The sequence below is a fragment of the Halothiobacillus sp. DCM-1 genome (assembly GCF_045689735.1).
Classification (GTDB): Bacteria; Pseudomonadota; Gammaproteobacteria; order Halothiobacillales; family Halothiobacillaceae; genus Halothiobacillus.
Map to the genome: position 1 here is coordinate 2,077,412 of NZ_CP142685.1, position 12,553 is coordinate 2,089,964.

A 12,553-nucleotide genomic window follows, 5' to 3' on the forward strand; every position below is an offset into this window, starting at 1 on the left:
GCGAAACACCCGCGCCATGTCTCGCGCATGTAATGGCGGACCATTCGTAGTCTCCCGGCGGTTCTCCCATGCAACGGCTGATTTTCATGCTTTGGCTCATCGGTGCGCCTGTGCAGGCGGCTCCTCCTGCGCTCGACTGGCCCACCGTGTTGCGCGCGGCCAGCGAGCGACAAATGCTCACCGCCCAAACGCAGGCCGATGCCGAGCGCAGTCAGGCGGAAACCCAGCGCGCGCAGGGTTGGCTGGCCGGCGCGCCCACGGTCGAGAGCCTGTATCGTTCGGATCAAACTCTGAGCCAGCAAGGCGCCGGAGAAATGCAGCTCGGCATTCGGCTGCCCTTGCGCCGCGCCGGACAAACCCAAGCCTGGGTCGAACTTGCGCGACAAACCGAACTGGATGCCCACAGCCGTGCACAGGCAGCCCAGCTCGCGTTGCTCGGCCAGTTACGCACACTCGCCTGGGATTATCGGCTGGCACAAAACCGCCTGCTGATGGCGCAAAACCGGCACACGCAGTTACAACAACAACTGCAAGCCACCGAGCGCGCCGTGCGCCGCGGGGAAACCGCCGCCCTCGACGCCGACCTGCTGCGCGTTCGGGTGCTTGAGGCGACGGCCAATCTCGCTACCGAGCAAGCCCAGACCGATGCCATGCGCGCCCGCTGGCACAATATGACCGGGCTGAACGAATTGCCCGCCGATCTGGGGCAAACCCCCATACCCGATGCGCTGACGCAACTCACCGATGCCAATGGCTTGATTCAACAACAGCCTTTGCTCGCGCATCTGGCGGAACAGGTCGAACTGGCGCGGGCAACGCTTGCAGCCACCCGGGCAGAAGGCGCGGGCGCACCCGAATTGGGCATCGCCCTCAAGCGCGACCGCAGCGATCGGCAGGTCCCTTGGGATAACAGCGTCCAGCTCAGTTTCAGCCTGCCGATCGGCGGCGAAGCGTACCGCGCACCGCAACTCGCCAGCTTGAACCAACAGCGAACCGCCGCGCACATCAGTCTGGTTCAGACCACGCAAACCCTTTGGGGCGACATTCTCGACCTGCGCGCCCGTCTGGCGGCCTGGCCGAACCGGATCGCGCTGCTCGAACAACGCGCAGCGCTGGCCGAGGCCGTCCTGCGCAAACAGGCGCGCGCCCACCAACTCGGTGAAATCGATGGCACGAGCTGGCTGGTCTATGAGCGCGACGCTGCAGAAGCCCGGCTCGCGGCGAGTGAGGCCAGACTCCTCGCGGCGCGGGATGCCAGCCAACTCAAACAAGCGTATGGGCTGATGCCCCCCTCTCTGAGCCAAACCGGAACCCAGCCATGAACCAGAGCTTCACTCCACCGCATCGATCTTCGCGCGCCCGGCAACCGGCAACCGGCTTATGGCTGTGCCTGCTGGGCTGGGCGATGGCGACCTCGTCCTTTGCCACGGAACCGACAGCGACCGTGGTCTCGATTCCGGCCGCCATGCGCCCCCATCTCGCCGTGACCACCGAGCCGCTGCAGGCCGTGGAGGCAATTCCTCTCGCCTCGGGTTTGGCCACCATTGCGGCGGGCAGCAGTGCCGATAGTCGGGTGATCGTGAGCGCGCCCGTGGAGGGCAGCCTCAACCAGCCCCTGCCGCCAGTCGGTCAGGCTGTCAGTAAAGGCACGGCGCTGATCCGGCTGGACAGCCCGCAACTCGCGGCGCTGCAAGCCAATGCCCAGATGACGGCCGCCCGGCTGCGCCAGGCCGAACAGACGCTGGCTCGCGATCGGCAGCTATTGGCCGACGGGTTGATTGCCCAAAAACGCTGGCAGGCGACCGAGGCCGAGGCCAACGCTGCCCGCGCCGCGCATCAGGCGGCGCAAACAGAACTGAAGCTCGCCACGGGTGAACCGGGCAATCCATCCGCGCCCGCGCAACTGACCCTGACCGCCCCCGCTGATGGCGTGATCGTGCAGCATCTGGTTCAACCCGGCAGCCGCGTCAGTCAGGGCACCCCCTTGCTGGCGCTGAACACCGCAGGGCAATGGTGGTTACTCGCTCTGCCAGTCGCGCAACTCCCCAGCCCGCGCGAAGGCGTGACCCTGCGGATCCCCGGCTGCCCCGCCGCCCCGTTACGCAGTATCGATGCCACGGTCGCCGCCGACAGCCAGCTCGTCACCTTGCGCGCCGAACCGGCCGAACCCTGCGCCGCCCTGCGACCGGGTCAGCGCCTCACCGCCACACTCTGGACGCCCGTCACCCAGCCCACCTATGCGATTCCGGTGCGCGCCCTGAGTACGCGCGGCGATACGGCGCAGGTGTTCGTGGCACGCGGGGAAGATTTCCTGGCCATCGAGATCCGCATCCAGGCCAACGGTGACGGCGTGGCCTTTGCGTCGGGTGATTTTAAGCCCGGAGACCAGCTCGTCGTCGCCGGTGCCAATCGCCTGAAAGCCATCCAATTGGGCATGGGCGCAGAATGATGATTCGTCGATTGATCAAACTCGCGCTCAGCCAACGGCTGCTGGTCATTCTGTTCGCCCTGCTCGTAGGCGGCTTCGGCTGGATGTCGTTCGTGCAACTGCCGATCGACGCGTATCCGGATATTTCGCCCACGCAGGTACAGATCATCCTCAAAGCGCCCGGCGTCACGCCGACAGAAATCGAAACCCGGATCACGGCGCCGCTGGAAACGGCACTACTCGGGATTCCCAATCAAACCATGCTGCGCTCGACCTCTAAGTATGGCATTGCGGTCATCACCCTCGATTTTGCGGAAGGCACCGATATTTACTGGGCTCGCCAGCAGGTGAACGAGGCGCTGGCCGATGTGCGTCGAGATTTACCCGCGGGCGTGACCGGCGGTGTCGCGCCGATCACCACGCCCTTAGGCGAGGCCTTCATGTTCACGCTGGAAAGCCCAACGCTCTCTCTGGCCGAACGCCGCAGCCTGCTCGATTGGGTGATTCGACCGGCTCTTCGCACCGTCAAAGGAGTGGCGGATGTGAACAGCCTCGGGGGATTCGTCCGCAGTTTCGAAGTGATTCCCGATCCCGCCAAGCTCGCGGCGCTGCAATTGACGCCCGCAGATTTGCTGCGCGCCATCGAAGAAAACAACCAGAACGACGGGGCAGGCCGCCTCGATATCGGCGAAGAAGCATGGCTCGTGCGCGCCGAGGGGCGAATCCAGTCGATTGATGACTTGCAGGCGTTAGTCGTTGCCGAGCGCGGCGGCCAACCCATTGCGCTCAAACAACTCGCCGAGGTGCGCGTAGGTGCCATCACCCGCTTGGGCGCAGTCACCCGCAATGGACAAGGGGAAACGGTAGAGGGTCTGGTGCTGACCCTAAGGGGTGCCAATGCCCGCGCGGTGGTGGATGGGGTACAGCAGCGCTTGGCTGAACTGGCGCCCAGTTTGCCGCCGGATCTAAAAATCCAAGTGTTCTACAACCGCGCCGATTTGGTGAATACCGCCGTTCATACCGTCAGCAAGGCGCTGGCCGAGGCGGTCATCCTGGTGCTGGTGCTGCTGATTCTGTTTCTGGGCAATCTTCGTGCAGCCCTGGCGGTGGCGATCGCGCTGCCGATGTCTGCTCTGATCACCTTTATCCTGATGCGTCAATTTGGCCTGACGGCCAATCTGATGAGCCTCGGTGGACTGGCCATCGCGATTGGCATGCTGGTGGATGCCGCCGTCGTGGTGGTTGAAAATCTGGTCGAACATCTGGCGAAGGCCGAGCGGCATCCGTTACGCAGTCGGCAGCAGCTTCTGCTGCGCGGCGTTCAGGAAGTGGCCGGCCCCGTGGTGTCCGGCATCCTGATCATCATGCTGGTATTCCTGCCCCTGCTCTCCTTGCAAGGTCTGGAAGGCAAACTCTTCGCCCCGGTGGCGCTCACCATCGTATTCGCGCTGGGCGCTTCTTTGCTGCTTTCCCTGACACTGATTCCCGTTGTGGCTTCCTTGCTCCTCGGTCGTGTGACCGATCACGAACCCTGGCTGGTTCGCCAACTGCACCGCGTCTACTCGCCCGCGCTCAAACGCGCCCTCGCGCATCCCAAATTCGTGTTTGCCCTGGCGCTCGCCCTACTCGTAGTAGCAGCCGGGCTCTACACTCAAATCGGCAAAACATTCATGCCGCGTTTGAATGAGGGCACGCTGGTCATGCAGGTAGAAAATCTACCTTCAACCACCCTCAGCGCCACCGTGAAATTGAACAGCGCGATACAAAAAACCCTGATGCAGCAAGTGCCGCAGATTGAGCAGATCGTGGCGCGGACTGGATCCGATGAGCTTGGGCTGGATCCGATGGGATTGAACGATACCGATACCTTCATCATCCTCAAGCCCCTCGATCAATGGCAGGGCAAATCCCTGAACGACATTCAGGATGCGATCCGGCAAACGCTGAGCACCCTGCCGGGATTCAATGTTAGCTTTACCCAGCCGATTGAAATGCGGGTATCGGAAATGCTCACGGGCGCCCGGGGTGATGTGGCCATCAAAGTATTCGGCTCGGATCTTGGTGAACTCAATGCATTGACGGAACAAATCAAGAGCCACATCGAAAAAATTCCCGGCGCAGAAGATGTCGCCACCACGGACAACGACGGCGTACTGTTTCTCAATCTGAAAATTCACCAGGCCGCCGCCGCCCGCAATGGGTTGACCGTGGCACAACTGGAGGACATTCTGCGGGCGCAAATTTCCGGACAAACGGCGGGGATCGTGCAAGAAGGGAACGCGCGCACCCCCATTCTGGTTCGGGCAGATCAACTGACAGACAACCCGCAGGCGCTGCGCGATCTGCCCATCGCTCTGCCCAACGGCACAGTACAACCCCTGAACAATCTGGCCGAATTAAGCCGTACCAGTGGCCCGGTCTTCGTCACGCGCGAAATGGGTTCGCGATTCGCCGTGGTGCGGGTCAATGTCAGTGGCCGAGCACTCACGGATTTCGTGACCGAAGCCAGGCAGACGATCGCCCGGGAAATTACCTTGCCCATGGGATACCGGCTGGAATGGGGGGGTGAATTCGAAAATCAGCAACGCGCCGCCAAGCGACTAAGCCTCGTGGTACCAATCGCGTTGGGACTGATTTTTGTCCTGTTATTCACAACCTTCGGCTCGATTCGCCAGGCATTACTGGTGTTTGCGAACATCCCTTTCGCCTTAGTCGGCGGCGTATTCGCCCTGTATTTTACGGGCGAATATCTTTCCGTCCCTGCGTCCGTGGGATTTATTGCCTTATTGGGCATTGCCGTCCTGAATGGGCTCGTCCTGGTTTCCTATTTCAACCAGCTTGCCGCCACAGGAATGACGCTGGCCGAGGTCGTCTACCGCGGCGCAATGCGACGACTCCGCCCAGTCATGATGACCGCCTCCATCGCTGCCTTTGGCTTAATTCCCTTGCTGTTTGCTTCAGGTCCCGGATCAGAAATCCAGAAACCCCTAGCGATTGTCGTCATCGGCGGTCTGGTGAGCTCAACCATCCTCACCTTGATTCTGTTGCCGATTCTTTATCAACGATTTGGCCAACGAAGCCAGAAAAATCATGCTATAAATCGTTGATAGAACAAAATGGGGCATCTATGAAATACACATTCAAACTATTCGGCGTGATCGGTCTGATTATCGTCAACCTGAGCTGGGTCAATAGTTTCGCGGCCAGCCCCCCCGACACACCAGAACGCGTCGGCAAAGTCGCTTTCGTAGATCATCTCAGTAACCTGCCGGCAGATCTCGCGGCCATGCAGGAAAAAAAGATCCCCATGTTGCTCTTCTTTCATGCCACCTATTGCGGTTATTGCCAAAAAGTTGACGACAATTTCCTGATTCCCATGCGCCTTGATCCAGAATTTCAAGGCCGTTTGTTGATTCGTCGGGTCATGATCGATAGCGATCGAACATATATCGGCCTCGATGGGAAACCGCATGGTTACGAATATCTGGCAAATCAACTAAATGTCCGGGGCGTGCCCTATATTCTATTCATTGCACCCGATGGATCCAGAATTACCTCCATTCAGGGAACCGCATACGATTATTATGGCTATTACCTCACTCAGGATGTCAATCTAGCAACCGCTTGTGCAAAAAATCCCGATCCAGCCAAATGCGATGGTCGTAAAGATGGACCGTCCCTAAATTAGGGATGATTTTTAAAAAATAAAAGCCAATTAAAAAACCCGCGAAAGCGGGTTTTTAGTTTAAATGATTTAGAAATTTTTGTGGCTATAGGTGGACTCGAACCACCGACCCCAGCATTATGAGTGCTGTGCTCTAACCGACTGAGCTATATAGCCTTTTCAGGGAACGAGACTATACACGGCCGCCAGATACCTGTCAACCAGAAGACCATGACTTTTCCGCAAGGATGATTGCCCGACGGGGTGATGGATAGCCTTCAATCGTTTGATTTGGGTTCTGAGAGTCAAGTACATCACGCAAGGAAGGTTTCTCACCTAACCAATAGGTCTGCCGCTGCTCTTCCGGCGTGGTGGTTTCACAGGAAACCATTCGCACATTGACATACCCCAGGCGGCTTAACCAAAGGAGCAACATCGCGATGCTCGGGATGAACCAAACATTGCGCATACCTGCATAGCGATCCGAAGGAACAAGGCAAGTTGAGGTATCTCCTTCTACAATGAGGGTTTCAAGTACTAATTCCCCACCGGGTCTAAGACATTCTGCGAGTTCTTGTAAATGTGCCAGCGGATTGCGGCGATGATACAAAACACCCATTGAAAAGACGGTATCAAATAATGGTCGCCTATCTATTTTTTCCAAGGTATTCGGAATAATCCAGATCGGATAATTTCCAATCAATCGAGCTACTGCATGAAATTGGGCAACAGAGAGTATGGTTGGCTCAACGCCAACGGCAACTTTTGCCCCGTCGCCTAACATCCTCCATAGATGGTATCCATTTCCTGTACCAACATCTAACACTCGCCGATTCAATAAGGGTTGAATTTTATTATTGAGTCGATCCCACTTCAGATCCGAGCGCCATTCGCTATCGATTTCCACACCATTCAGTAAATAGGGCCCTTTTCTCCAAGGAATGAAATGTTCAAGAGTGTCTCTTAAAAAAGAATTGAAATTTTCTCCTTCCATTTTGTTGTCAACAGAGACAAATCTTTTATTTAAAATTACTTGATTTCGTTCCGTTGTCTCTGGCAATCGATCCAAGTTGTTCTTCCATACTGACCATTGACCATGTTTAATATTTTTATGATGGGTTTCTTGCTGCAAACACCAAGAATACCATTCTTTTTCAGACCCATTTTGGGTATGGATAAAATCATTAAAAACCCGATCGATGTCGAAATTTTTTATCATGCTTTTATAGCAATCCAAAAAGTGAATGCGAGATGTTTGGCAAAAATCGTGTAATGCTTAAAACCAACTTCTCTCATACGCTGTTCATGATCGGCACAGGTTTCTGTGATTAAAACATTTTCTAATGCTTGTCTTTTTTGAGCAATTTCAAGTTCCGAATATCCATTATTGCGTTTGAATTCGTGATGAAGATTTGTCACAAGGTTCTGGATTTGGTTATCTGCTTCATGTGTTTTTTCTATAAGAATAAATACGCCTTGATCTTTCAGACCAAGAAATATTTTCCTTAATAATTCTTTCCTTTTATTTAGTTCAATAAATTGTAGGGTATAGGCTAGAACGACAATAGAAGCGTTTTCAATGGATGTTTTTATAATATCTTCGCAGTGTAGCTCTATTGCGACTGTAGGAGAAAAAGCTGAAATATTTTCTTTTGCCCGTTGAATCATGGCGGGAGAAGAGTCAATGGCCTGAATTTTGATGCTTGACGCATGACCCGATTGAATAATTCCTTCCCGAAGGCTGAGTGTAATTGCACCCAGCGAGCAACCTAAGTCGAAAATAGTGCTATTCGGTTGACTATAGGATAATGCGATTTGTTTGATTTGAGTTAAACAGAATGAGTAGCCTGGCACTGAGCGTTGAATCATGTTGGGAAAAACGGTCGCTACTGCTTCGTTGAAACAGAACGGTTCTGGTGGCTCTGGATTGTCATACAACCGATCGTGCTGGTTCATGGGTTGACTAGGTTCTCTTTGGGGGGGGTGATCTGGTTTTGTTAGGCCTGTGCTGCTTGTCTTCTATAATATTACTTAGTGTTTTTTTCTTTGATGTTGATGAATTTGATGGGTGTTTACAAGTGGGTAATTGTTAAAACCGTTTAATTTTCATTAGGTTGTCCCAATGTTTCTTAGGGTCTGGTGAGTGCATGGATGGTGTAAAACCTGGGTAGAATTGTGGAAAAATTTTTTGGTGAATGTTATCCACAGCTTTTCTGGCGTTCTGTAGGCAAGTATTCACTCCTTTTGTTGATTCATTTTCCAATGCAAAATTTGCTGAAAATTTCGCCAAGTAGGTCATCGCTGGTGAAGCGTCCGGTAATGCGTTCCAAGGCGTTTTGCGCGTAGCGCAGTGCTTCGGCACAAAGTTCACCGGCATGCTGTTGTTGTAAGGTTGTGCGTGCTGCTTGTAATTCGGCTTTTGCTTCCTGGATGGCATCCAGGTGGCGTCGACGGGCAAGAAATTGCCCGCCTTCTGTGGGCGTGTATCCCACGAGCTGCTTTAACGCGTCTTTGAGGGAATCGATACCCATGCCGGTTTTGGCACTGAGGGCGTAGATTTGTTGTTCAGCATCGAATCCCGGTTTCCGACCGGTCAGATCAATTTTGCTGCGAATATGCAAAACCGGTGTTGATGCGGGTAATTCTGGTAACGCGGCGGGATTCGGATCATGGTCATCTTGCAGCCACAGAATGGCCTGTGCGTTTTGGATTTCTTGGTGCGCGCGGCGAATGCCTTCCTGCTCAATGGGATCATTACTTTGGCGTAACCCGGCGGTATCTACCAAGTGAAGCGGTAATCCATCGAGATGGATGGCGGCACGCAATACATCGCGCGTCGTACCCGCAATCGAGGTGACGATGGCGAGATCTTCCCCGGTGAGCCGATTCAGCAGGCTGGATTTGCCCGCGTTGGGTGCACCGATGATGGCGATCGTCAAGCCATCGCGTATCAGAACGCCTTGGGCGGTTTCTGTTTCGAGGCGGTTGATTTGCTGGATCAGGGCTTGTATCCGCTCGACGAGCTGTTGATCCGCTAAAAAATCGATGTCTTCTTCGGCAAAATCTAACGCGGATTCGATGTAGACACGCAATTGAATCAGGTCATCAACAATGGTTTGAATGCGCTGACCAAATTGGCCTTGTAATGCGCGTTGCGCCGCTTGTGCTGCCGAGGCATGGTTGGCGTCGATCAAATCTGCGACGGCTTCTGCCTGGGTTAAATCGATTCGACCATTCAGAAATGCCCGTTCGGTGAATTCACCGGGTCGAGCAAGGCGTGCGCCTTGGCGCAGGCAGGCGTGTAATACAAGATCGAGCACGGCGGAGCCGCCATGCCCCTGTAGTTCGACCACATCTTCGCCCGTGTAGGAATGGGGGCCTTTGAAGAAAATCAGCAGGCCATCATCCAGAATTGCCTTTGTGTCCGGGTCACGAAAGACGGTATGTCGCGCGTACCGCTCGGGAGGCAGTTGCGCCGTGATAGCTTCGGCGATTTCTTTGGCTCGGGGGCCTGAAATGCGGATGATGCCCACCCCGCCGCGACCGGGTGCCGTGGCAATGGCGGCAATTGTGTCGGCGCTTGGGGACATGGGTGATTTATTCGATGGCTTTGGCCTGCGTCATCTGCCGCTCGATTTGCCGGGTGATCAGGTATTGCTGAACGATGGACAGCAGGTTGTTGACGAACCAGTACAACACTAAACCAGCCGGGAAAAACGCGAAAAACACCGTGAAAATGACCGGCAGCCAAGCAAAGATTTTCTGTTGCATGGGGTCAACGGGTGCCGGGTTCAACTTTTGCTGGATGAACATCGAAATGCCCATTAGCAAAGGTAAGACAAAGTAGGGATCTTTTTGCGACAGATCATGAATCCAGAGAATCCATGGCGCCTGACGCAATTCGACGGATTCGGCAAGAACCCAGTACAACGAGATAAACACCGGAATCTGAATCACAATCGGCAGGCAGCCGCCCAGCGGGTTGATCTTTTCCTTTTGATACAACTTCATCATTTCTTGAGAGAGTTTTTGACGATCATCGCCAAAACGCTCCTTGAGTTGCTGCATCTTGGGTGTGACGGCACGCATTTTGGCCATCGACCGATAGCTGATGGCTGAAGGCCAGAGAAAGAGCAACTTGATGACCAGCGTCACCAGAACGATCGACCAACCCCAGTTGCCGACCCATTCGTGGAAATGTTTGAGTAACCAGAAAATGGGGTCGGCGATCACCGTGAAAATCCCATAATCAATGGTCAGATTCAGCCCTTGCGCGAGGGGGGTGAGATTCGATTGAATTTTTGGGCCGACATACAGCGTTGATCCCATCTCTTCGGTCTTGCCGGGCGCGATAGAGCGCATCGGGGAAGTCATGCCGATACTGTATAAAACTTGGTTGTTCTGGTTGGTGACGAGCGTATAAAAATGATTGACCTGGTTGCGATCATCGGGTGTCCAGGCGGTGAGGAAGTAATGCTGAATAATCGCAACCCAGCCATTGCTCAGGTCTTTGGATAGTTTGGATTTCGCAATTTCCTCGAAAGGAATTTTTTCATAGGCAAGTCGATCTTTACTGCCCGGCACATCGCCGGCATACACCGTGCCGGTATAGGTATGAACCAGTTGGGTTCCGGGCGTGGAGCCCAGACGGGTCAGTTGTCGATACTGCGCCACTGAGTAAGGAGCCGGGCTGTTGTTTTGAATGTTGTATTCAACCTGCAGGGCATAGCTGCCGCGGTGAAGCACGATGGTTTTCGTTACGCGAATCCCGTTTTCTTCCCAGGTGAGCGGGATGCTCAGGCTATTTGCGCCGGGTGCGAGGCGGTAATCGGATGAAGCGGCCTGATAAAGGGCATGATGATCGGGTGCCACTTCGCCTTTGTCAGCCAACAGGCCGGATTGTGCGATATAGACGAAGCCATTTTGATCGGTCAGCAGGCGTACCGGCTCGGCTTTATCCAGTTCTTGCGGATATTTGAGTAAATCCGCCTCGGTAATGACGCCACCCCGTGTGCTGATTTTAAGTTTGAGCACATCCGTTTCCACAGTGATGACCTGATGCGTGGTTGCGGACTGGTCAGCCTGTGGTGTGGCGGCACTGCCCTCGGGCACGCTGCTGGAGGTTGGGGCGGTTCCAGGTAAATCTTTGGCGCTCGGCACGGCGCTTTCGGTGGCGCTGTTATTTGTTTGACTCGCTGGCACCGATGCTGATTTACCGAGCTGATCTTGAGTCCATGCTTGCCAAAGCAGAATGAGAACAAACCCAAGGGCAACCACGAGAATCAGGCGACGATTATCCATCTTGTTAACTCAAGTTTTAGTATCTGTAGGCGCGTGCGATTCCGGCGGAGGGGTCGCGTGCGGATTGATAGTCTCAGGTGCCGAAAGTTCCGCCCGAACCGGCAAGCTCGTGTGGGTTGGCTCAGCACCGCAATCGCAGTGTAACGGGTTGGTGTGACGGTCGCATGAGTCTGTTCCTGGAACCGGATCATAACCGCCCGAACAAAAGGGATGACAGCGTCCCAGACGACGCAGTGCGAGCCAGCCGCCACGAAGTGCGCCATGTCGGGCAATGGCCTCGATCGCATAATTCGAGCAGGTCGGTTCGAATCGACAGGAAGGCGGGAGCCATGGGCTGATGAACAGCTGATAGCCTCGGACAATCGCAATCAGCAACCGGCGGAGCATCGGCGAATGACCAACTGAAAGAGGGATTCCATGCGCTGACGGAGTTCGTCGTTGCTTAATCCGTCCGCGCCAGGCTTGACCATCAACACACAGTCCACCGGTGGGAGTAGCGCTTGCTGATGCCGAAAATATTCGCGGGCGATGCGTTTGATCCGGTTCCGCTCATGCGCTCGGCGTACATGTCGCTTGACGATGGCCAAACCCAAACGCGGCGCGGCCGTGTCACTGCGGTGTACCACGGCCATTAACTCATCGACATGAATCCGCCGACCATGACGCAAAACCCGCTGAAATTCAGTGGCTATTGTGAGTCGAGCCGAGCGTGGAAAAGCGAACGAGGATGAGGGCTTAGCCAGCATCCCCGGTAACCGAGTGCGGCAATCAGACAGCCAGGCGCTTACGACCACGCGCCCGACGGGCATTAATCACTGCGCGGCCGCCGCGGGTTTTCATGCGCGCACGAAAACCGTGCGTGCGTTGACGATGAATTTCGCTGGGTTGATAGGTTCTTTTCATGAAAATTTCCTGAAAATCTATAAAGATACGACGATCTCGGGTTGATGCGCGCCGCAACAACCCTGCACAGCGGGCCAACCAAAATATTGGCCTTCGCGTGCGAAAAGGCCGTGAATTACACAGGAATTTGTACGCAATGTCAATGGATTGCTCCGTGTTCATCGCAGCACCACCCCAGTGGATCGGGGGCTGTTCCTCGGATAGAGTGGATGTAGTGGTACACTGCTTTGCCGTTTTCTTGGTGTATTCGTCGGTCT

General features: G+C 55.0%; 10 protein-coding genes, 1 tRNA gene and 1 pseudogene. 4 read left to right on the plus strand and 8 right to left on the minus strand.

Translation table 11 applies throughout. The features are described 5' to 3' along the window. Positions 1 to 68: 68 nt before the first annotated feature. From VOI35_RS09695 to VOI35_RS09710, 4 genes are read left to right on the plus strand one after another with little or no spacing between them, the layout of a single operon-like run. The gene (locus tag VOI35_RS09695; protein ID WP_407275847.1) at positions 69 to 1,322 is read left to right on the plus strand and encodes a TolC family protein; all 1,254 of its coding nucleotides are present in this window, start codon (positions 69 to 71) and stop codon (positions 1,320 to 1,322) included. Beyond that, on the plus strand, positions 1,319 to 2,449 hold the full coding sequence (locus VOI35_RS09700) for an efflux RND transporter periplasmic adaptor subunit (protein WP_407275848.1): 1,131 nt from the start codon (positions 1,319 to 1,321) through the stop codon (positions 2,447 to 2,449). Before VOI35_RS09695 ends, VOI35_RS09700 begins: the two co-directional genes overlap by 4 nt. Next, complete coding sequence (locus VOI35_RS09705; protein ID WP_407276829.1) at positions 2,449 to 5,535, plus strand: efflux RND transporter permease subunit; 3,087 nt, start codon at positions 2,449 to 2,451, stop codon at positions 5,533 to 5,535. Before VOI35_RS09700 ends, VOI35_RS09705 begins: the two co-directional genes overlap by 1 nt. Positions 5,536 to 5,555: 20 nt before the next feature. Further along, on the plus strand, positions 5,556 to 6,116 hold the full coding sequence (locus VOI35_RS09710; protein WP_407275849.1) for a thioredoxin family protein: 561 nt from the start codon (positions 5,556 to 5,558) through the stop codon (positions 6,114 to 6,116). Between the two features lie 79 nt (positions 6,117 to 6,195). Here VOI35_RS09710 and VOI35_RS09715 read toward each other — a convergent pair. From VOI35_RS09715 to rpmH, 8 genes and pseudogenes are all read right to left on the minus strand, one after another. Then, positions 6,196 to 6,269, minus strand: a tRNA-Met gene (locus VOI35_RS09715). A 40-nt stretch (positions 6,270 to 6,309) separates the two neighbouring features. Next, entirely contained in the window at positions 6,310 to 7,311 is a 1,002-nt protein-coding gene (cmoB, locus tag VOI35_RS09720; RefSeq protein WP_407275850.1) for a tRNA 5-methoxyuridine(34)/uridine 5-oxyacetic acid(34) synthase CmoB, read from the minus strand. Next, positions 7,308 to 8,048 (minus strand): carboxy-S-adenosyl-L-methionine synthase CmoA, encoded by a 741-nt coding sequence (cmoA, locus tag VOI35_RS09725; protein WP_407275851.1) that lies wholly within the window; start codon positions 8,046 to 8,048, stop codon positions 7,308 to 7,310. The genes cmoB and cmoA overlap by 4 nt, the downstream gene beginning before the upstream one ends. Before the next feature lie 296 nt (positions 8,049 to 8,344). Then, the gene (gene mnmE / locus VOI35_RS09730) at positions 8,345 to 9,682 is read right to left on the minus strand and encodes a tRNA uridine-5-carboxymethylaminomethyl(34) synthesis GTPase MnmE (RefSeq protein ID WP_407275852.1); all 1,338 of its coding nucleotides are present in this window, start codon (positions 9,680 to 9,682) and stop codon (positions 8,345 to 8,347) included. 7 nt (positions 9,683 to 9,689) lie between these two features. Then, positions 9,690 to 11,393 carry a membrane protein insertase YidC gene (gene yidC, locus VOI35_RS09735; protein WP_407275853.1) on the minus strand — a complete coding sequence of 568 codons (1,704 nt, stop codon included), beginning with the start codon at positions 11,391 to 11,393 and terminating at the stop codon, positions 9,690 to 9,692. Positions 11,394 to 11,570: 177 nt separating this feature from the next. Beyond that, positions 11,571 to 11,780 (minus strand): annotated as a pseudogene (gene yidD, locus VOI35_RS09740) (membrane protein insertion efficiency factor YidD); the annotation flags it as partial. Beyond that, positions 11,762 to 12,202, minus strand: coding sequence for a ribonuclease P protein component (gene rnpA / locus VOI35_RS09745; RefSeq protein ID WP_407275854.1), 441 nt, complete (start codon positions 12,200 to 12,202; stop codon positions 11,762 to 11,764). The pseudogene yidD and the gene rnpA, both read right to left, overlap by 19 nt. Continuing rightward, on the minus strand, positions 12,162 to 12,296 hold the full coding sequence (gene rpmH, locus VOI35_RS09750; protein WP_407275855.1) for a 50S ribosomal protein L34: 135 nt from the start codon (positions 12,294 to 12,296) through the stop codon (positions 12,162 to 12,164). Before rpmH ends, rnpA begins: the two co-directional genes overlap by 41 nt. Positions 12,297 to 12,553 lie beyond the last annotated feature (257 nt).

Excerpts from the sequence above, each read along its gene's own strand:
- VOI35_RS09695 (WP_407275847.1), top strand. The coding sequence starts at position 69 with ATGCAACGGCTGATTTTCATGCTTTGGCTCATCGGTGCGCCTGTGCAG.
- VOI35_RS09700 (WP_407275848.1), top strand. The coding sequence starts at position 1,319 with ATGAACCAGAGCTTCACTCCACCGCATCGATCTTCGCGCGCCCGGCAA.
- VOI35_RS09705 (WP_407276829.1), top strand. The coding sequence starts at position 2,449 with ATGATTCGTCGATTGATCAAACTCGCGCTCAGCCAACGGCTGCTGGTC.
- VOI35_RS09710 (WP_407275849.1), top strand. The coding sequence starts at position 5,556 with ATGAAATACACATTCAAACTATTCGGCGTGATCGGTCTGATTATCGTC.
- cmoB (WP_407275850.1), bottom strand. The coding sequence starts at position 7,311 with ATGATAAAAAATTTCGACATCGATCGGGTTTTTAATGATTTTATCCAT.
- cmoA (WP_407275851.1), bottom strand. The coding sequence starts at position 8,048 with ATGAACCAGCACGATCGGTTGTATGACAATCCAGAGCCACCAGAACCG.
- mnmE (WP_407275852.1), bottom strand. The coding sequence starts at position 9,682 with ATGTCCCCAAGCGCCGACACAATTGCCGCCATTGCCACGGCACCCGGT.
- yidC (WP_407275853.1), bottom strand. The coding sequence starts at position 11,393 with ATGGATAATCGTCGCCTGATTCTCGTGGTTGCCCTTGGGTTTGTTCTC.
- rnpA (WP_407275854.1), bottom strand. The coding sequence starts at position 12,202 with ATGCCCGTCGGGCGCGTGGTCGTAAGCGCCTGGCTGTCTGATTGCCGC.
- rpmH (WP_407275855.1), bottom strand. The coding sequence starts at position 12,296 with ATGAAAAGAACCTATCAACCCAGCGAAATTCATCGTCAACGCACGCAC.